Origin of the sequence: Streptomyces cyaneofuscatus, from assembly GCF_033109485.1 — a bacterium.
GTDB lineage: Bacteria > Actinomycetota > Actinomycetes > Streptomycetales > Streptomycetaceae > Streptomyces > Streptomyces cyaneofuscatus.
Map to the genome: position 1 here is coordinate 5,232,370 of NZ_CP137002.1, position 18,963 is coordinate 5,251,332.

The 18,963-nt window shown below is 71.7% G+C and carries 16 protein-coding genes and 1 tRNA gene; 10 read left to right on the plus strand and 7 right to left on the minus strand.

Translation table 11 applies throughout. From position 1 onward, the window contains the following. The first annotated feature begins 275 nt into the window (after positions 1-275). The 4 genes from R2B67_RS23055 (at position 276) to R2B67_RS23070 (ending at position 6,149) form a co-directional block, all read left to right on the plus strand. On the plus strand, positions 276-1,172 hold the full coding sequence (locus tag R2B67_RS23055) for an FAD binding domain-containing protein (protein WP_018512341.1): 897 nt from the start codon (positions 276-278) through the stop codon (positions 1,170-1,172). Next, entirely contained in the window at positions 1,169-2,881 is a 1,713-nt protein-coding gene (locus R2B67_RS23060) for a 2Fe-2S iron-sulfur cluster-binding protein (protein WP_317820706.1), read from the plus strand. The genes R2B67_RS23055 and R2B67_RS23060 overlap by 4 nt, the downstream gene beginning before the upstream one ends. A 97-nt stretch (positions 2,882-2,978) precedes the next feature. Beyond that, positions 2,979-5,333, plus strand: a complete 2,355-nt coding sequence (locus R2B67_RS23065; protein ID WP_317820710.1) for a xanthine dehydrogenase family protein molybdopterin-binding subunit — start codon at positions 2,979-2,981, stop codon at positions 5,331-5,333. Positions 5,334-5,396: 63 nt separating this feature from the next. Next, positions 5,397-6,149, plus strand: coding sequence for a hypothetical protein (locus R2B67_RS23070; protein ID WP_317820712.1), 753 nt, complete (start codon positions 5,397-5,399; stop codon positions 6,147-6,149). 12 nt (positions 6,150-6,161) lie between these two features. Here the strand turns inward: R2B67_RS23070 and R2B67_RS23075 are convergent, their stop codons facing one another. Together R2B67_RS23075 and R2B67_RS23080 are read right to left on the minus strand one after the other, a co-directional pair. Continuing rightward, complete coding sequence (locus tag R2B67_RS23075) at positions 6,162-6,713, minus strand: hypothetical protein (RefSeq protein WP_317820713.1); 552 nt, start codon at positions 6,711-6,713, stop codon at positions 6,162-6,164. Between the two features lie 169 nt (positions 6,714-6,882). Next, a tRNA-Cys gene (locus tag R2B67_RS23080) sits at positions 6,883-6,954 on the minus strand. A 185-nt stretch (positions 6,955-7,139) separates the two neighbouring features. Between R2B67_RS23080 and R2B67_RS23085 the strand changes: the two genes are divergently transcribed. The 4 genes from R2B67_RS23085 to R2B67_RS23100 all read left to right on the plus strand — a co-directional run bounded on the left by R2B67_RS23085 (position 7,140) and on the right by R2B67_RS23100 (position 11,372). Next, positions 7,140-8,807, plus strand: a complete 1,668-nt coding sequence (locus R2B67_RS23085; RefSeq protein ID WP_381074017.1) for an MFS transporter — start codon at positions 7,140-7,142, stop codon at positions 8,805-8,807. A 36-nt stretch (positions 8,808-8,843) separates the two neighbouring features. Further along, positions 8,844-9,041 (plus strand): hypothetical protein, encoded by a 198-nt coding sequence (locus R2B67_RS23090; RefSeq protein ID WP_018488586.1) that lies wholly within the window; start codon positions 8,844-8,846, stop codon positions 9,039-9,041. Beyond that, entirely contained in the window at positions 9,041-9,409 is a 369-nt protein-coding gene (locus tag R2B67_RS23095; RefSeq protein WP_317820715.1) for a type II toxin-antitoxin system death-on-curing family toxin, read from the plus strand. Before R2B67_RS23090 ends, R2B67_RS23095 begins: the two co-directional genes overlap by 1 nt. A 169-nt stretch (positions 9,410-9,578) precedes the next feature. Continuing rightward, positions 9,579-11,372: a DEAD/DEAH box helicase gene (locus R2B67_RS23100; RefSeq protein ID WP_317820716.1), complete on the plus strand. Its 1,794-nt coding sequence runs from the start codon at positions 9,579-9,581 to the stop codon at positions 11,370-11,372. A 93-nt stretch (positions 11,373-11,465) separates the two neighbouring features. Here the strand turns inward: R2B67_RS23100 and R2B67_RS23105 are convergent, their stop codons facing one another. From R2B67_RS23105 to R2B67_RS23115, 3 genes are all read right to left on the minus strand, one after another. Further along, positions 11,466-12,023: a hypothetical protein gene (locus tag R2B67_RS23105; protein WP_317820718.1), complete on the minus strand. Its 558-nt coding sequence runs from the start codon at positions 12,021-12,023 to the stop codon at positions 11,466-11,468. 150 nt (positions 12,024-12,173) lie between these two features. Next, positions 12,174-14,474 (minus strand): hypothetical protein, encoded by a 2,301-nt coding sequence (locus R2B67_RS23110; protein ID WP_317820720.1) that lies wholly within the window; start codon positions 14,472-14,474, stop codon positions 12,174-12,176. Next, entirely contained in the window at positions 14,474-14,923 is a 450-nt protein-coding gene (locus tag R2B67_RS23115) for a hypothetical protein (protein ID WP_237326138.1), read from the minus strand. Before R2B67_RS23115 ends, R2B67_RS23110 begins: the two co-directional genes overlap by 1 nt. Before the next feature lie 486 nt (positions 14,924-15,409). On the opposite strand from R2B67_RS23115, the gene R2B67_RS23120 reads away from it, so the two are divergent. Both R2B67_RS23120 and R2B67_RS23125 read left to right on the plus strand, forming a co-directional pair. Beyond that, positions 15,410-16,054, plus strand: coding sequence for an IclR family transcriptional regulator (locus R2B67_RS23120; protein ID WP_018512354.1), 645 nt, complete (start codon positions 15,410-15,412; stop codon positions 16,052-16,054). Between the two features lie 143 nt (positions 16,055-16,197). Further along, positions 16,198-16,986: a S16 family serine protease gene (locus tag R2B67_RS23125; protein WP_317820722.1), complete on the plus strand. Its 789-nt coding sequence runs from the start codon at positions 16,198-16,200 to the stop codon at positions 16,984-16,986. Here the strand turns inward: R2B67_RS23125 and R2B67_RS23130 are convergent. Then, positions 16,946-18,346 carry an MFS transporter gene (locus tag R2B67_RS23130; protein WP_317820724.1) on the minus strand — a complete coding sequence of 467 codons (1,401 nt, stop codon included), beginning with the start codon at positions 18,344-18,346 and terminating at the stop codon, positions 16,946-16,948. The two genes, R2B67_RS23125 and R2B67_RS23130, sit on opposite strands and share 41 nt — an antisense overlap. After that, entirely contained in the window at positions 18,343-18,951 is a 609-nt protein-coding gene (locus tag R2B67_RS23135) for an ArsR/SmtB family transcription factor (protein WP_317820729.1), read from the minus strand. Before R2B67_RS23135 ends, R2B67_RS23130 begins: the two co-directional genes overlap by 4 nt. Between the last annotated feature and the right edge of the window lie 12 nt (positions 18,952-18,963).

The following is an 18,963-nucleotide window of genomic DNA, read 5'->3' on the forward strand; positions in this document are numbered from 1 at the left end:
CCGAACGGGCTCCGGACGAACAGCCTCGGGAACGAACGGCCTCCGGAACGAACGGAATAAGTCGTACAAGCATCGCTGAAGAGTGGCAATTCACCCTCCACTCCGAAGAGGTGCGAAACCGGATCATCACCCAGGTCAGGGACGGATCCACCCTTCGCGGACCCTCGCGCCGGTCCCATCGGAAGATGTGCCAGAGTTGCCACGTCCGGCCTGTGAACACGTACCGTACGGCGCAACAGGCGGACCAGCCGGGAGACCGGGAAGGGGCAGCTGGGTTGACCACGCACGCACCGCAGGCGATGCAGTCGGTGACGCTGCCGGCCTCGCTCGACGAGGCCGTGGCGGCGCTGGAAGCCATGCCTGCCGCCGTCCCCGTGGCGGGGGGAACGGACCTGATGGCGGCCGTGAACAAGGGGCTCCTGCGCCCCTCGGGGCTGGTCGGCCTCGGCCGGATCAGCGAGCTGCGCGGCTGGCACTACCAGGACGGTCACGCCCTGCTCGGCGCCGGCCTCACCCACGCCCGGATGGGCCGACCCGACTTCGCCGCCCTGATCCCCGCCCTCGCCGCCTCCGCACGCGCCGCGGGCCCGCCCCAGATCCGCAACGCCGGAACCCTCGGCGGCAACATCGCCACTTCCGCGCCGACCGGCGACGCCCTCCCGGTGCTGGCCGCCCTGGAGGCCGAGCTGGTCGTCGCGGGACCCGGCGGGGTCCGCCGCGAGATCCCCGTCTCGCACCTGCTGGCGGGCCGCGAGATGCTGAGCCCGGCCGAGCTGATCGGCTTCGTGCGGGTCCCGCTGCTGCACGCCCCGCAGGTGTTCCTGAAGGCCACCGGCCGCACCGGCCCCGGCCGCGCCACCGCCTCGGTCGCCATCGTGCTCGACCCGGCCCGGCGCGGGGTGCGCTGCGCGGTCGGCGCCATCGCCCCGATGCCGCTGCGCCCCCTGGAGGCGGAGCGCTGGATCGCCTCGCTGATCGACTGGGACGGCGAGCGGGGCCTGGCCCCCGACGCGCTGGCCGCCTTCGGCGAGTACGTCGCCGCCGCCTGCATCCCGGACCACGAACCGCCGGCCGACGGATCGGAGACCCCGCCGCTCTCCCCGGCCGTACTCCACCTGCGGCGCACCGTCGCCGTGCTGGCCCGACGCGCACTGGGGAGGGCACTGTCGTGAGCAATGAGGAACACCCCGACCCCCGGTACGAGGGCTGGGAGCCGACGCCGCAGAGCGGTGAGTACGACGCGGACGCCACCGCGTTCGTCCAGTTGCCGCCGGAGGACCTGGCCAACATCCCGCTGGCCGCGCCCGGCCACGGGTACGTACCGCCGATGATCGTCCCGCTGACCCCGGCCGCCGGTCTGGACCCGGCCGCGACGGGCAGCTGGGTCGTGCAGACGCAGAGCCAGCAGCAGGCGCAGGCCGAGCGGCGCGCCCAGGAGCAGGCCCCGGGGGCGGTGCACTGGCCGGACCCGAACGAACAGGGCGGCTACGCGCAGCCGTACCAGGAGACCTCGCACTCCACGGCCCAGTGGAACTTCACCGAGGCGAGGGGGGAGCAGCCCGGGCAGTCCGGGCAGTCAGGTGCGGGGGAGGGCTCTGCGGAGTACCAGGACCACACAGGCCACCAGGGCCACACAGGCCACCAGGACCACACAGGCCACCAGGGCCACACAGGCCACACCGAGACCTCCGCGCACACGGACCCCTCCGCACAGACGGGTCACACAGACCACGCAGGCCACACGGACCACACGGACCACACAGGCCACACGGACCACACAGGTCACACCGGTCAGTGGACGATCCCGGTCGCGGACGGGGATCTTCCGGACGAGTCGGGCGAGTTCCTGGCCTCGGCGGCGGCCGCTCAGCAGTGGTACACGGACGACACGCGCCCGGCCACGCTCCCCGGCGGCGCCCCCGCCCCCTGGGCGACGCAGCCGCAGGCACAGCCGCAGCCCGAGGAGTCCCCGGCGCCCGCGCGCCCCGCCCCGGACGAGGAGTACGAGGAGCACACGGCGGCCCACCCCGTCGCGGACCCCGCCCCCGAGACCGACGGCCACCCGCTCCCCGCCCCCGAAGCGGAGGAGCCGCCGGCGGAACCCCTCGCCGCGGCGGACACGGAACCGGAAGCGGAGTCCCCGGCCGTCCCCGGCCCGGAAACCACAGCCGCCCCCGAGGCGGAAGCGGAACAGACCCCCGAAGCGGAACCCGAGCCGGACCCGGCCCACGACCCCGCGCACGACCCGTCCCACGACCCGGTCGCCGCCCCCCTCGACGTACCGAGCGAGCACCCCGCCGCCTCCTACGTCCTCCACGTCAACGGCGTGGACCGCCCGGTCTCCGACGCCTGGATCGGCGAGTCCCTGCTCTACGTGCTCCGCGAGCGCCTCGGCCTCGCCGGTGCCAAGGACGGCTGCTCGCAGGGCGAGTGCGGGGCGTGCAACGTCCAGGTCGACGGCCGCCTCGTCGCCTCCTGCCTGGTGCCCGCCGCCACCGCCGCGGGCAGCGAGGTCCGTACGGTCGAGGGGCTCGCTGTCGACGGCGAACCCTCCGACGTCCAGCGGGCGCTCTCCGCCTGCGGGGCCGTCCAGTGCGGCTTCTGCATCCCCGGCATGGCGATGACCGTCCACGACCTGCTGGAGGGCAACCACGCCCCCAGCGAACTGGAGACCCGCCAGGCCCTCTGCGGCAACCTCTGCCGCTGCTCCGGCTACCGGGGCGTGCTCGACGCGGTCGCGGACGTCGTGGCGGCCCGCGAGGCGAGTGCGGAGGCGTCCGCGGCCGCCCAGGACGAGCCCCGCATCCCGCACCAGGCCGAGCCCGGCGCCGGCGGCGTACAGCAGCACCAGCACCACTCGCACGAGGGAGGCGCGCAGTGATCAACGCGCGCAGACCCGTGCCATCCGGACAGCACCCCGCGACACCACAGGTCACCCCCCGCCCCCGTAGCGGCGGGGCGAACGACAAGGAGGCGGCGTGAGCGGCGACGCAGCCACCGCGGCCAACGCGACCAGCACCACCCTGCCCAGGATCGACGCGGCCGCCGGCCCGGGCGACGGTCCCGGCCAGGAGCCGCCCCTGATGGGCCTGGGCGCCTCGCTGCCGCCCGCCGACGCCCGCGCGAAGACCGAGGGCACCTTCCCGTACGCCGCCGACCTCTGGGCCGAGGGGCTGCTCTGGGCCTCCGTGCTGCGCTCGCCGCACCCGCACGCCCGCATCCTGTCGGTCGACACCTCGGCCGCCGCCGCGATGCCCGGGGTGCGCGCGGTCGTCACGCACGAGGACGTCCCCGGGGACAGCAACTACGGCCGCAGCGTCGTCGACCGCCCGGTCTTCGCCTCGGACCTGGTCCGCCACCACGGCGAGCCGATCGCCGCCGTAGCAGCCGACCACCCGGACACCGCGCGTCTCGCCGCCGCCGCGATCGCCGTCGAGTACGAGGTGCTGGAGCCGGTCACGGACCCGGAGAAGGCGTTCGCGGCCGAGCCCCTGCACCCCGACGGCAACCTGATCCGGCACATCCCCCTCCGCTACGGCGATGCCGAGGCGACCGGCGAGGTCATCGTCGAGGGCCTCTACCGCATCGGCCGCCAGGACCCGGCCCCCATCGGTGCGGAGGCCGGCCTCGCCGTGCCCCGCCCCGACGGCGGCGTGGAGATCTACACCGCCTCCACCGACCCGCACACCGACCGCGACCTGGCCGCCGCCTGCTTCGGCCTGGAGCCGGACCGGGTCAAGGTCGTCGTCACCGGCGTCCCCGGCGCGACCGGCGACCGCGAGGACCCCGGCTTCCAGATCCCGCTGGGCCTGCTCGCCCTGCGCACCGGCTGCCCGGTGAAGCTGGCCGCCACCCGCGAGGAGTCCTTCCTCGGCCACGCCCACCGCCACCCCACCCTCCTCCGCTACCGCCACCACGCGGACGCGGACGGCCGGCTGGTCAAGGTGGAGGCCCAGATCCTGCTGGACGCGGGTGCGTACGCCGACTCCTCCTCGGAATCACTCGCGGCGGCCGTGGCGTTCGCCTGCGGACCGTACGTCGTCCCGCACGCCTTCATCGAGGGCTGGGCGGTCCGTACGAACAACCCGCCCTCCGGCCACGTACGCGGCGAAGGCGCCATGCAGGTGTGCGCGGCGTACGAGGGCCAGATGGACAAGCTGGCCGCCAAGCTCTCCATCGACCCGGCCGAACTCCGCCTCCGTAACGCGCTCTCCACGGGCGACATCCTGCCCACCGGCCAGACGGTGACCTGCCCGGCCCCGGTGGCCGAACTGCTCCGCGCGGTCCGCGACGCCCCCCTCCCCGCCCTCCCCAAGGACACCCCCGAGGACGACTGGCTGCTGCCCGGCGGCCCCGAGGGCGCGGGCGAACCCGGGGCGGTGCGCCGGGGCGTGGGCTACGGGGTCGGCATGGTCCACATGCTCGGCGCCGAGGGCGCGGACGAGGTCTCCACAGCCACGGTCCGGGTCCACGACGGCGTGGCCACGGTCATCTGCGCAGCGGTCGAAACAGGCCAGGGCTTCACCACTCTCGCCCGCCAGATCGTCCAAGAGGTCCTAGGCGTCGACGAGGTCCATGTCGCGGCGGTCGACACCGATCAACCGCCCGCGGGCCCGGCGACGCACGGCCGCCACACCTGGGTCTCCGGCGGGGCGGTGGAGCGGGCGGCGAAGATGGTCCGCACCCAGCTCCTCCAGCCGCTGGCCCACAAGTTCGGCATGTCCACGGAGCTGCTCCAGATCGCCGACGGCAAGATCACCTCGTACGACGGCGTCCTGTCCACCACGGTCATGGAGGCGATGGACGGCAAGGAACTCTGGGCCACCGCCCAGTGCCGCCCCCACCCCACCGAGCCGCTGGACGGCTTCGGCCAGGGCGACGCGTTCGTGGGCCTCGCGTTCTGCGCGGTACGGGCCGTGGTCGACGTCGACATCGAGCTCGGCTCGATCCGCGTGGTCGAGATGGCGGTGGCCCAGGACGTGGGCCGCGTCCTCAACCCCAAGCAGCTCGCGATCCGCATCGAGGCAGGCATCACCCAGGGCATCGGCGCGGCCCTCACCGAGAACCTCCGCACCGCCCGCGGCCTGATCCGCCACCCCGACCTGACCGGCTACGCGCTCCCGACCTCGCTGGACGCCCCGGACATCCGCATCGTCAAACTGGTCGAGGAACGGGACGTGGTGGCCCCCTTCGGCGCCAAGCCCGCCTCGGCCGTCCCGGTCGTGACCGCCCCGGCGGCGGTGGCCTCGGCGATCCGCTCGGCCACCGGCCGCCCGGTCAACCGCCTGCCGGTGCGGCCGCAGGCGGCGGTGGTGACGGCTCCGAAGGCCTGACGGCGGGGTTTGATCAACCAGCTCGACCAGCTCGACCAGCTTGACCCGGGGGGAGAACCGAACATGATTTCCGAGCCGGAGCTGATAGGCGAGTTCGGACCGGAGCACACCGCGGAGGCGGTGGGCGACTTCGACCGGAAGCCCGCGTCCGAACGCAGACGCGGCCACGGCCTGCTCTGGGGCGCGGCCGGAGCACTGGTCGCGTCCGCGGTGTGGGCGACGGCCGTCTTCGCGTACGGGGACGGCGTCGCGCGGAAGCCGGACGCGCGCGGCTACCAGGTGGACGGCCGCTCGTGTTCCGCGATGCAGGTGAAGGCGCTGACCGCGTCGGTGGGGAAGCACGAGGACGCCCCCGCCCTCGCCGCGGGACGCATAGAACACCCGGCGCTCCACCAGGTCCGCTGCTTCATAGGACTCGTCTCCGAGGAGGGCGCGGAGACGTACGCCCAGGGCTGGAGCGTCAACGCCCACGTCGGGCTGACGGTCGAGTTGTACAAGGAGAGAGACCCCCGGTCCGAGTTCGAGGCCCGCGAGGGGCCCTCGGTTCTGACGGACGGCGAGGAGAAACGGCCCGAGCTGGTACCCAACCTCGGGGACCGGGCCTATCTGCTGGTCGAGGACGAGGAAGGGACGCGGCTGAGCGTGCTGGACGGCGCCGCGGTCCTCACGCTCACCGTCTCCGCCGTCATGAACCGCGCGGAACCTGAAGCCGACGAGGAGCCGGACGAATGGCCCGACGGCCCCGCGCCGGAGTCGTTCCACGCCGACATGATCAGTGACATGCGCGACGTGATGGAAAAGCTGAAGACGCCCTGAGCGCCGCCCGGTTCAGCAGGCGCCGTCCTCGACCGTCGCGGTCAGGTCGTACGTGGCGATGGACCCGCTGCCGCCACCCGCTTCCGGCACCAGGATCCCGCCCTGTGCCGACCTCACCTCCGTGACGTGCATGCAGACCTCGGAGCCGTCCGCCGAGATGGCGTAGGAGTGACCGGAACCGGCTCGTTCGACGGAGACGTGGTACGAGGGTCCCTGGCCCTCTCCCGCTTCGCGGACGGCCGCCTCGATCAGTGAGGTGTAGCCCTCCGCCGGATCGCGGCGGATCTGCGGGTCGGAGGCCATCGACTTCGCCGCGTCCTCGGAGGCTTTCCGGACCTCGCTCGCTGTCCAGGCCCCCAGGTCGGCCGCTTCCTGGGCCGAGCAGCCCGCGAAGACGAAGGCCCCGGCGGCCCCGAACGCGGCGATCCGCCCCACCGCTAGAGCCGCTTCCGAAGGCTGCCCCGCCGCGCGTGGCCGGGCCCGCCAGTACAGGCGGTACGGGCCGATCAGGGCGACGGCGAGAAATACCGCGGCTATGAGGAACAGGAGGACGACGACGGCCATGGGTGCGATCCCTGTGCTTCCGCGGGTTCGTTGCTTTCGTTGCTTCAGTTGCTCAGGAGGGGAGAGCGAGCCCCGGCCGCGCCTGCGTCCCCGTGACGCCGTGCCCCGGACACGGCAACGGCCGCCCCCGCAGAATAGGGGCGGCCGTAGCCTTTCGGTGCCTCATCGGAGGCCGTGACCGGAATCGAACCGGTGTAACTCGAGTTGCAGTCGAGCCCCTGAGCCTCTCGGGCACACGGCCATGCGTTTGCTGTTGTGTCCTCGACGTTAGGGCGCGCGGGGAGCGGACCACAAGGGAAGCGGCCGGTACGCAATGTGACTGCCATACGCCGTTCACGCCCGGCCCTGCGGCCTACGACCAAGGGACGACCCGGGGCAGGCCCAGGGACAGGGCTCAAACCGCTCCACGCCCCTTACTCTGGGGCCATGACCGCCCCCGAACAGCGTGACGGCACCGACGCCGCGCGCCCCGCGCCGACCGATCCGCCGCATGACCACCGCGGGGCCGACCTGCCTCACGACCACCGCGGGGCCCACCTGCCGCACGACCTGCCGGGCGGCCCCACCGACCCGGCGACCGGGCTGCCGGCGGACCTCCCCACCGATCTGAAGACCGGCATACCCGGGGACCTGCGGCCGGGGATGCCGGACGCGCTGCCCGACGATCTGGCCGGGGCGGTCACCGGGGCGGCCGCCGAGGGGGTGCTCGGGCGGACCTACCGGGCGCTGAGCATCGGCATCGTCTCCGTGGTGTTCCTCATCGCGTTCGAGGCGACGGCGGTCGGTACGGCGATGCCGGTGGCGGCCCGGGAGCTGCACGGCATCCCGCTCTACGCGTTCGCCTTCTCCGCGTACTTCACCACCAGCCTCTTCGCCATGGTCCTCTCCGGCCAGTGGGCCGACCGGCGCGGGCCGCTCCAGCCGCTCGCCACCGGGATCACCGCCTTCGGCGCGGGGCTGCTGCTCTCCGGGGCGGCCGGCTCCATGTGGGTCTTCATCGCGGGCCGGGCGGTCCAGGGGCTCGGCGGCGGGCTGGTGATCGTCGCCCTGTACGTGGTCATCGGGCGCGCCTACCCCGAACGCATCCGGCCCGCCATCATGGCCGCCTTCGCCGCGAGCTGGGTGATCCCGTCCGTGGTCGGGCCGCTGGCCGCTGGCACGGTGACCGAGCACCTCGGCTGGCGCTGGGTCTTCGTCGGCATCCCCGCCCTGATCGTGATCCCGCTGGCCCTGGCCCTTCCGCAGATCCGCCGGATGGCCTCGGGCCCCGCGGACCCGGACGCGCCGCCGGCCCCGTACGACCGCCGCCGCATCCGCCTCGCGCTGGGGATCTCGGCGGGGGCCGGGCTGCTCCAGTACGCGGGCCAGGAGCTGAACTGGCTCGCCGTGCTCCCCGCCGCCGCGGGCGTCGCGCTGCTGGTGCCCGCCGTACGGGGCCTGCTGCCCACCGGCACCGTACGGGCGGCGCGCGGGCTGCCGTCGGTGATCCTGCTGCGCGGGGTGGCGGCCGGTTCGTTCATCGCGGCCGAGTCCTTCGTACCGCTGATGCTGGTCACCCAGCGCGGCCTGACCCCGACCATGGCGGGCCTCTCCCTGGCGGTGGGCGGCGCGACCTGGGCGCTCGGCTCGTACGTCCAGTCCCGGCCGCGCCTGGAGCCGTACCGGGAGCGGCTGATGGTGAGCGGGATGGTGCTGGTGGCCGCGTCCATCGCCGTCGCGCCGACCGTCCTCATCCCGGCCGTCCCGGTCTGGATCGTCGCCGTGGCCTGGGCCTTCGGCTGCTTCGGCATGGGCATGGTGATCGCCTCCACCAGCGTGCTCCTGCTGAAGCTGTCGGCCCCCGAGGAGGCGGGCTCCAACTCCGCCGCCCTCCAGATCTCCGACGGCCTCTCCAACGTCCTGCTCCTGGCCCTCGGCGGCGCCGCCTTCGCGGCCCTCGGCGGCGAGGCCCTGGGCGCGGCGGCCCACGGCACGGTGTCCGGCGCGGCCACGGGCTCGCACCCGGCGGCCTTCGCGGCGGTGTTCGTGCCGATGGCGGTGGTCGCGGTGGTGGGGGCGTGGGTGGCTACGCGGGTGGTCGTACGGGAGAAGTGAGTGGTACCGCGCGGTACCACTCGGTACCATGGGCCTATGGCTGGTCTGAATCTGCGGTTCACCGAAGAAGAGCTGGACTCCCTGCGCTCCCGTGCCGAGGCGGAGGGCAAGAGCATGCAGGCGTTCGCCCACGACGCGGTGATCACTGCCATAAACGAGCACTCGCGGCTCTTCAACGAGGCCGCGGACCATGTGCTGAAGGCGAGTGAGGAGCTCAACCGGAGGCTCGCCTGATGCAGTACCTGACTCTGCCCGAGGTGTTGAACCTGGCGGAACGGCTCGGCGCTGCGGAGGTGCGCGACTACGGGCTGCTGGAGTCGGCCCTGGCCAGACCACAGGCGAGCGTGTTCGGACAGGATGCGTATCCGGACGTCTGGCAGAAGGCCGCGGCCCTGATGGAGTCCCTGGCCCGCAACCACGGGCTGGTCGACGGCAACAAGCGCATCGCGTGGTACGCGACCTGGGTCTTTCTCCACATGAACGGCCATCCGCTCGATCCGCACTTCGATGTCGACGAAGCGGAGCGGTTTGTGCTGGCCGCGTGCCAGGGGGCCCTGGACATGCCCAAGATCGCCGAGCAGTTGCCGCGGTTCGCCCGGTAGCCGCAGTTGTGAAGAGGGTCTCAACGGACTCGAACCGCGACTCGTTCGTACGGGTTCTCAGCCGGGCCCCCGGTAGGGTGGCCCGGTTGTCGTATCGCGGGCCGGGTCCTTCGGGCCGGGTGCGGTAGCGGCAGCGACCCACGTACCCGAGCGCCCCGAACCGGAGACCGTGACTACCACCACCACCGCCTCCTCCTCCCACCACCTCTCTCCCGCCTTCCCGGGCCGCGCCCCCTGGGGCACCGCCAACAAGCTGCGAGCCTGGCAGCAGGGGGCCATGGAGAGGTACGTCCAGGAGCAGCCGCGCGACTTCCTCGCCGTCGCCACGCCCGGCGCCGGCAAGACCACCTTCGCGCTGACCCTCGCGTCGTGGCTGCTGCACCACCATGTCGTCCAGCAGATCACCGTGGTCGCCCCGACCGAGCACCTCAAGAAGCAGTGGGCGGAGGCGGCCGCCCGCATAGGGATCAAGCTGGACCCGGAGTACAGCGCCGGTCCGCTGAGCAAGGAGTACCACGGCGTCGCCGTGACGTACGCCGGTGTCGGCGTCCGGCCCATGCTGCACCGCAACCGCTGCGAGCAGCGCAAGACCCTCGTGATCCTCGACGAGATCCACCACGCCGGTGACTCGAAGTCCTGGGGCGAGGCCTGCCAGGAGGCGTTCGACCCGGCGACCCGGCGGCTCGCGCTGACCGGTACGCCGTTCCGGTCGGACACCAACCCGATCCCCTTCGTCCAGTACGAGGAGGGGAACGACGGCATCCGCCGTTCCTCGGCCGACTACACCTACGGGTATGGGAACGCGCTCGCCGACGGCGTGGTCCGGCCGGTCATCTTCCTCAGCTACAGCGGCAACATGCGCTGGCGCACCAAGGCCGGCGACGAGATCGCGGCCCGGCTCGGCGAACCGATGACCAAGGACGCCATCGGCCAGGCCTGGCGCACCGCGCTCGCCCCCACCGGGGAGTGGATCCCCAACGTGCTGGCCGCCGCCGACAAGCGGCTCACCGAGGTCCGCAAGGGCATCCCCGACGCGGGCGGGCTCGTCATCGCGACGGACCAGGACTCGGCCCGCGCGTACGCCAAGATCCTGAAGAAGGTCACCGGCGAGACCCCGACCGTCGTCCTCTCCGACGAGAAGGCCGCCTCGAAGAAGATCGACAAGTTCAGCGCGGACGAGTCGCGCTGGATGGTCGCCGTGCGCATGGTGTCCGAGGGTGTCGACGTGCCGCGGCTCGCCGTCGGCGTGTACGCGACCACCATCTCGACGCCCCTCTTCTTCGCCCAGGCCGTCGGCCGCTTCGTGCGCTCCCGCAGGCGCGGTGAGACGGCCTCCGTCTTCGTACCGACGATCCCGATGCTCCTCGACTTCGCCAACGAGATGGAGGTCGAACGCGACCACGTCCTCGACAAGCCGAAGAAGGGCAGCGACGAGGAGAACCCGTTCTCGGAGGAGGACAAGCTCCTCGCCGACGCCGAGCGGCTGGAGGACGAGGAGACCGAGGAGCAACTGCCCTTCGAGGCACTGGAGTCCGACGCGGTCTTCGACCGGGTGCTGTACGACGGCGCCGAGTTCGGCATGCAGGCCCACCCGGGCAGTGAGGAGGAGCAGGACTACCTCGGCATCCCCGGCCTCCTCGAACCCGACCAGGTGCAGCTCCTCCTCCAGAAGCGCCAGAGCCGGCAGATCGCGCACAGCCGCCAGAAGCCGGCCGAGGAGGCCGACCTCCTGGAGAAGCCCGCCGAGGCGCGGCCCGTCGTCACCCACAAGCAGCTGCTGAGCCTGCGTAAGCAGCTCAACACGATGGTCTCCGCCTACACCCACCAGAGCGGCAAGCCCCACGGCGTGCTCCACAACGAACTGCGCCGCGTCTGCGGCGGCCCCCCGAGCGCCGAGGCGACCGCCCACCAGATCCAGCAGCGGATCGCCAAGGTCCAGGAGTGGGCCACCCGCATGACGTGAGCGGGCGCGCGGAGGTCCGTGCGCACGGGAGAGAGGAGGAGGGCGGAACGCGTACGGATACGCGTTCCGCCCTCGTCGTCCGTACGCAGACCGTCAGCCCTTCGCGGGTCCGGGGACCTGAGCGGGCAGCGCGGCCTCGTCGGCGCAGCCGAGCTGCCCGGCCATGGCACGAGACACGTCGTTGAGGATGGCCATACGGTCTGTGGCCGTGCTGTCCGGCTGTGTCTGTTCCGTCGGGACATAAAGAGATGCCTTGACGTGGGAGGTGCTCCCGTCGGGCCCCTTCGTCGCACAGGTGAAGATCAGGGTCGCGTAGTCGCTGCCCGGCTTGGAATTCACCGCTGCGAAGGCACCGAGCGGGTAGAACACTTCACCGTCCCCGGCTTTGACGTCCTTTCCCGGAACCGAAGAGGCGGTTTGCGCCTCGAAGCCGATGTCAAGGAGCGGGAAGTCGTTCTTCCCGTCGGCCTTGTACACCGCGCACTTGTTCCGCAGGGGCAATTCCGAGTGGAGGCGTTCGGCGGCCAGTGGTAGCGAGAACCGGCGGGGATCCCCGTTCTCCTGGTTCCCCGACAGCTCGGTGTACCGGTCCGTTCCCCCGATATCTTCCAGCGCCTTCCGGGCCGACGCCTTCAACGTCGCGTCACACACCTGGGACGGGGAACGTACGGGCTGTCCCGCCTCGTCGCTTCCACCGTCGCCGCATGCGGCGGCCCCTATGACGAGCGCCGTTCCGTACGCCGCCCACCGCCAGACCTTGCCCACCGAGACTCCGCCCTTCGTGGTCCGTAGCATCGTGGCTCAGTCCTTGTAGGCGGGGCGACCGCGGGTGTCACCCTGGCCCGAGCCTGTGTCGTAGGCATTCTTGACGTCCTGGGTCCAGTCCGACCGGTCGGCGGACATGTCCATCCGGGGATTCTCCTTGAGATAGTTGTCGTAAGCCGCACCCAGTTCGGCGGTGCCTTTCCCGTAGAACTCCTGACTGGTGAGCTGCGCCTGTTCCGTCGGGTCCTTCTCGCTCTTGTCGATGCTCTTGTCGATCTCTTGTCCGATAAAGGTGTTGACCGCGTTTCCGACCGTGTCCGCGGCCAGCGGGGCGACCACGAGGGCTGCCGCAGTCGACCCGGGCAGCGGAATCGCGGCGATGCCACCGCCCACCACGACCCCGGCGCCCAGCTTGACCCAGTCCCCGGAACGACCGAGCGACTTGTTCTGCTGCTCCGCCTCGTCCTTGTACGTCGTCTCGGCCTGCTGCACGCGGGCGTGGTCGAGGATGCCGCGGGCTTCGGCCCCTGTTGTCAGAGCGTCGTGCGCGTTGTCGATGTTCTGCGCGCTCGTGGCCGGGTTGGCGTCCAACGCGCTCAGCGTGTATAGGTGCTGTGCCGCAGTGACGACACCGTGTGAGGTCTCGTTCTGGCCGAGCACGCTGAGAAAGTCGATGGCGCCCTGGTTGCCGAATTCGGCCCGCCCCGCGTACTTCGCGGGAAAGGCGTCCGGGTCCTTCGCGCTGTCGCCGATCCCCGACAGGCCGTAATTGATGTCATCGATATACGCAGCCCCCATCTTGCCGAGGCTGTCGGCCAGCTGTGACTGCTCATGGAGCATCTTCGGACCGTCCTCGCTCCCGTAGAGGAACACGACCTGCTCCATGACGCCCGCCGTCTCCGCCGTGCGCAGGTCGCGGTTGCCGGGAGTCATCGGGTCCTTGGCGGACATCGGCTCGGCATCGTACGCGTATCCGGTGGCGGCGGCCTCCAGGGCGTGGCCGAGGGCGTCGTGGCCGGCGATGACCTTGTTGTCGCCGCCCATGACGTAGACATCGGACAGCCAGATGCGCTCCTTGGTGAGGTACTTGAGGTTCTCGTTCACCTCGGATTCCTTGTCGACGCCCGCCCCGGCGCCGTCCGGCTGGGCGAAGAACTGTGTCGAGGCGCCGGGGTTGTGGCCGAGGGCCTCCAGGAATCCGGTCATCGGGTCCCGGCCCCGGTCGTTCTCGCTGTAGAAGTTCAGGTCGCCGTTGTTCCAGTTGTTGATCCACGGGCTCATGTGCTCGACATTGCGCTCCTTGTCGAACGCCACGAGCTTCTCGCCGTAGTCGTTGAGGAACTGGTCGTCGTAGTCGCCGAATCGCATGAGGTTGCTCATGACGGCGAACCCGCGAGGGTTGTTCGCGTGATCGGTGCCGAGTTCGTCCGGACCCAGCTTGATCATTTTCTGTTCCCAGGACCGCATGGCCGCGCTGTCGGAGAGCGTGGCGGTGCCCAGGGCGATGCCCAGGTTCTTCTGGAGGAGCTTGGCCTGCTCCATCCGCTGCTTCGGGTCTGCCCCGTATCCCTGGTACGGGTCGGCGATGCCGGCGTAGAACTTCAGGAGCCCGTCGGGCGTCGTCGAGGTGGCGAGCTTCTCCGCGAACAGCGGGTCCTTGCCGTAGCCGGCGAGCGTCACGTTGACCTTGTTCAGTTCGGTCGGCGTGATGTCGGCCGGATCCTTCTTGAGGATCTTGGCGATCGCCTCCGCCTCGGCGACGGCCTTGGCCGCCGAGTCCCGGTCGGCGTAGTCCGCGCCGGAGAACCCGTACGTGGCCTGGTCCACGATGAGCCGCAGCGCCTCGGCGGCGCTGGTGTCGCTGTGCGTGGCCTTCTTCATGATTGCCTCGACCTGGTCGCGCAGCCCGTCCACGTCGCTCTGGCTGTGCTCGGGGAGCGTGGTGCCCTTGGCGGCGCGGTCGGGGTGAATGTTCATCGTGACGGTGAACGAGCCCTCACCCGTGTCCCTGACTGTCAGGTTCTTCTTCGCGCCCTGGGCGATCGCCTCGGTCAGCTCGGTCCGGAAGGCGACCAGCTCGTCGCGGGTGTCGCCGAGGATGCGGGCGATCGTACGAGCCTGGGTGTGGGCGTCGGCGAACTCACCGGCGGTCTTCTCCACGAAGGTTCGGGTGACCGTTGCGTTCTCCCCGGCCCAGCGGGCCTTGGCCGCCTTGCCGGCCAAGTTGTCCTTGGCGTCACCCTTGAGGGTTTCCAGCTTCTTGGCCATCTGGTTCCAGTCGGTGATCGCCTCACCGAGCTGGGAGAAGTTGCCGAAGCGGAGGGCGTCGAGATCCATCAGGAGCCCTTCCGCTCGTTGAAGCCCGCGTCGAGCGTGGAGATGCTGCTGACCGTCCCTGCGATGTGGACCTCGTCGCCCGCGTGGGCGCCCTTGGTGTAGTCGAGGTGGTTGGAGATGTGGGCCGTTGCGTCCAGCAGCGACCTGGACTGGTCGATCCAGCGCGAGGCGACGTGATCCAGCGCGCCGCCGAGCGCGAACCCCTCGGACTTCAGCCCGCCTGCCGCCTTCTGCGAGGCGGCACGGGCGTGGTTGCCGACCTGCTCGAATTCCTGGCGGAGCTCGAAAGCGGCGTCCCCGATCGCGGCCAGGTCCCTCTGGTTGACCTTGAGGTCACCCTGCTGGTTGCCGCCTCCGCCCGGCTCCGGGGCCAGCTGGTTCAGCCGCATCCGGGTCGATTGCTCCTCGGCCGCCTGGGCCTTTAACTTTTCCCACTCGTCCCACGCCATGAAGGTGCGCGCCTCCCGTGAACTGCGCGGCCTCCGTCAGGTGACCGCTTGTCAGCTTGTCAGCGGAAGGTACCAACAGCGTTGTGAGCCGCAGGCGTTCGGTCGTCGAACGACGAAAAATGATGCACCAATCCTTCACGATGAGTTAACGGCAGTTCACATGAGGTGTACGAAGGGTCACCACCACGTCTGTCCTCCTGGACGCGCGTAGATGTTCGCGTTCCGGACGCCACCGCGCTGACCGGCGGTTATGTCATACGGTCGGGGCCCCGCCCGGCGGGGCGCCCGGATTCTGGACGAGGGCTTCCGCTGAGCGGACTGGCTCGCTACTGTCCCCGCCATATGAACGCCCCGTGGCAGAGCCGCCGCGGAGCGCAGCCGGTGCCTATGGCCAGACCGGCGGCCTCTCCGTGCGTCGCCGCTGGGACCGGTGCCGCAACCCCCGGAGCAGGGCCGCCGTCGCTCACCCGAAGAGGAGAGGGCGTCGTGACAGCGGAGACTTCCCAGACGCTCGACCGAGGACTGCGGGTCCTCAAACTGCTCGCCGATACCGACCACGGCCTGACCGTCACCGAGCTGTCCAACAAGCTCGGGGTCAACCGCACCGTCGTCTACCGGCTGCTCGCCACCCTGGAGCAGCACGCCCTGGTCCGTCGTGATCTGGGCGGCCGCGCCCGGGTCGGACTCGGTGTGCTGCGCCTGGGCCGTCAGGTGCACCCCCTCGTCCGGGAGGCCGCGCTGCCCGCGCTGCGTTCCCTGGCCGAGGACATAGGGGCCACCGCCCACCTCACGCTCGTCGACGGCAGCGACGCCCTCGCGGTCGCCGTCGTGGAGCCGACCTGGACCGACTACCACGTGGCCTACCGGGCGGGCTTCCGGCACCCGCTGGACCGCGGTGCCGCCGGGCGGGCCATCCTCTCCGCCCGCCAGCACACCGCGGCCGGGCACCCCGGCTACACCCTCACCCACGGCGAGCTCGAAGCCGGTGCCAGCGGGGCGGCCGCGCCGCTGGTCGGGGTGTCGGGGGTGGAGGGGAGCGTCGGCGTGGTCATGCTCGCCGACGCCGTACCGGAACGGGTCGGGCCCCGGGTGCTCGACGCCGCCCAGGAAGTGGCGGACGCCCTGCGGTAGCGCGCGGGGCGCGGTGCGGCGCGGGCGGGTGGCCGGGGCCACGCGTCCCGGCCGTCGCGCCCGCGGCGCTCTCTGCGGCAGCGGTGCGGCGGGGGCGTACGCCTGGCGCGTTCCCGCTTCCGCGCGGCGGTTAGATTGGACGGGTGCTCACTCGTCTCCCGCGCCCCCGCGCGCTCGCCCTCTGCGCGCTGCCCGTCCTCGCCCTCCTCGGTACGGCGGCCCTCGCGCCGCTGCCCTTCACCGTGGCGCAGCCCGGGGTGACCGCCGACGTGCTCGGCAAGGACCGGGGCAAGCCGGTGATCACCATCACCGGCGCGGAGACCCGGCCCACCGACGGGCAGCTGCGGATGACCACCATCGTCGCCACCGGGCCCACGGCGGACATCCGGATCGGCAACGTGCTGGACGGCTGGTTCCGTACGGACCGGGCGGTCATGCCCCGGGACTCCGTCTACCCGACGGGCGGCTCCGAGCAGGAGATCGAGAAGCACAATCTCAACGACATGAAGCAGTCCCAGAACGTCGCCGTCGACGCGGCCCTGAACCAGCTGAAGCGCAAGCCCGGCTCGATGCGGGTGACCGTGGACCTCGGCGACATCGGCGGGCCCAGCGCCGGACTCTTCCTCTCCCTCGGCATCATCGACAAGCTCGACGGCGACGGCAAGGGCGGCGACCTCACCGGGGGCCACACCATCGCCGGTACGGGGACGATCAGCGCGGACGGCGCGGTCGGCGCGGTCGGCGGGGTCTCCATGAAGACCCAGGCCGCCCACCGCGACGGGGCCACCGTCTTCCTCGTCCCGAAGGCCGAGTGCCGCGAGGCGGAGGCCGAGCGGCCCGACGGGCTGCGGCTGATCCCCGTCACCACCCTGGGCGGCGCGGTGGACGCGCTCAAGGCGCTGGAGCAGGGCGGGAAGGTGCCGAGCTGCTGACCTCCGGCGAAGGTGCCGAGCCGCTGACCTCCGGAGATGGTGCCGAGTCGCCGACCTCGGACGTGACCTCGGACTGCGGTACGGAGACCTCCTGACCCGCCTCCCCTTCCTCCGCCGGCCCCTCCATCGTCCGCCACGACGGGAACACCAGCGGGCTCAGCGTCGCCACGAGGTACACCCCGCCCATCGCCAGCAGCGCCCCCGACGCGCCCATCCCCTCCACCAGCAGCCCGGCCGCCAGACCGCCCACCGGCATCGCGAACTCGCAGCCGGCGGTCAGCGCCCCCGAGACCCGGCTGCGCAGCCGGTCGGGGACCCGCTCGTAGATCACCGTCGTCAGGATCGGGTTCAGCACCCCGCCCGCGATCCCGCCCAGCAGCATGGTCACCGCCAGCGGCAGCACCGTCCCGGTCACCCCGGCGACGAGGAAGCGCGGCGCGCCGCACAGGATCACGCACACCGTGAACACCGCCCGCCGCGAGAACCGGTGCCCCACCGCCCCGTACAGCAGCGCGCCCGTCAGCCCGCCCGCCCCGAACAGCGCGGTGAGCAGCCCGATCGCCTTCGCCCCGCCCAACTCGGCCTCGGCGTGCACCGGGAGCAGGACGGCGTTCCAGCCCTGGTCGGTACCGTTCATCACCATCACCATCACCACGACCGCCAGCAGCAGCCGGTTGCCCAGCAAGTGCCCGTAGCCCTCACGGAGTTCGGTGCCATACGTGTGCAGCGAGACGGGCGCCCCGCCCTTGCGCGGCTCGGCCGAGCTCAACCCCCGTACCCCGACGGCGATCAGCAGGGCGGAGAGAGCGAACGTCGCGGCGTCCAGGAGGAGTACGGTCTCCGATCCGGCGAAGGCGATGAGCACTCCGGCCAGCGCCGCGCCGACCATCCTGGCCCCGCGCGAGACCGCGTCGAAGAGGCTGGCGGCCCGGGGGAGCGTGGTGCCCGCGTGCTCCGCGAGGTCCGGGATGAGCACGTACCGGGCGGTGTTGCCCGGGGTGTGCGCGAACCCGTTCAGCGCCATCAGTGCGCAGAGCATCCAGAATTCGAGGGCGCCCACGTGGTGCAGCACCGGGATCGCGGCGATGGCGAGGCCGCACACCGTGTCCGAGGCGATGGCGACCCGGCGGCGGCCGATCCGGTCGATGAACGGCCCGCCGATCAGCGCGGCGAGGACGATCGGCAGGGTGGCGCAGAACGCGACGACGCCCGCCCGGCCGGCGCTGCCGGTGGTCTCCAGGACGAACCAGGGGACACCGATCAGGGTGAGTGAAGTCCCGGCGGTGGAGATGGAGTTGGCAGCGAGCGTGGCGGCGAGCGGTGTGCGGCGGCCCGCGGGCTTTCGGGGTGCGCTGCTCATTCGGAGGGGCGGGGGAAGACGTGCAGGTGGGTCCGCACGACCGCGGAACCCTCGGTGCCCTCCGGGACACGGTCCCGGTAGCTCTCGGCGACGGCGTGGAGTTTCTGCGACAACTCCCGTGCCAGTTCAGGCGTGAGGCGGAGTTTGAAGTCGCTCATGTCCGAGCTTCGCCGCCACTCCTGCGGCCATTCGCCCATCGTGCCGAGCCAGGTGTTCAGCTCCTGGGCATGGGTGGTGGCCACCTCGTGCATGACGACGTCGATCGCCCCGCGCACCTCCGGGTCGGCGTGCGTCAGGAAGTCCGCGCTCTCGAAGACGGAGCCCTCGTGCACCGACCGCCACCACCGCTCCCGGCCCTTGCCCAGCTCCGGTGCGTCCTCGACCAGCCCGCCCTCCGCCAGTTGGCGCAGGTGGTAGCTGGTCGCCCCGCTGGACTCGCCCAGCCGCTCGCCCAGCCGGGAGGCGGTGGCGGGGCCGAACTCCCGCAGGGCGTTGAGCAGTCGGATCCGCAGGGGGTGCGCGAGGGTGCGCAGCGTACGGGCGTTGACGTTGTGGATGTTCCGCCCGTGGGCGGGGGCGCGCCGGCCGGTCTCGTTCTCCGTCATGCTTCGACCGTA

Coding starts and splice junctions, on each gene's coding strand:
- R2B67_RS23090 (WP_018488586.1), top strand. CDS start 8,844: ATGGCTGGTCTGAATCTGCGGTTCACCGAAGAAGAGCTGGACTCCCTG.
- R2B67_RS23130 (WP_317820724.1), bottom strand. CDS start 18,346: ATGAGCAGCGCACCCCGAAAGCCCGCGGGCCGCCGCACACCGCTCGCC.
- R2B67_RS23115 (WP_237326138.1), bottom strand. CDS start 14,923: ATGGCGTGGGACGAGTGGGAAAAGTTAAAGGCCCAGGCGGCCGAGGAG.
- R2B67_RS23110 (WP_317820720.1), bottom strand. CDS start 14,474: ATGGATCTCGACGCCCTCCGCTTCGGCAACTTCTCCCAGCTCGGTGAG.
- R2B67_RS23085 (WP_381074017.1), top strand. CDS start 7,140: ATGACCGCCCCCGAACAGCGTGACGGCACCGACGCCGCGCGCCCCGCG.
- R2B67_RS23075 (WP_317820713.1), bottom strand. CDS start 6,713: ATGGCCGTCGTCGTCCTCCTGTTCCTCATAGCCGCGGTATTTCTCGCC.
- R2B67_RS23070 (WP_317820712.1), top strand. CDS start 5,397: ATGATTTCCGAGCCGGAGCTGATAGGCGAGTTCGGACCGGAGCACACC.
- R2B67_RS23135 (WP_317820729.1), bottom strand. CDS start 18,951: ATGACGGAGAACGAGACCGGCCGGCGCGCCCCCGCCCACGGGCGGAAC.
- R2B67_RS23095 (WP_317820715.1), top strand. CDS start 9,041: ATGCAGTACCTGACTCTGCCCGAGGTGTTGAACCTGGCGGAACGGCTC.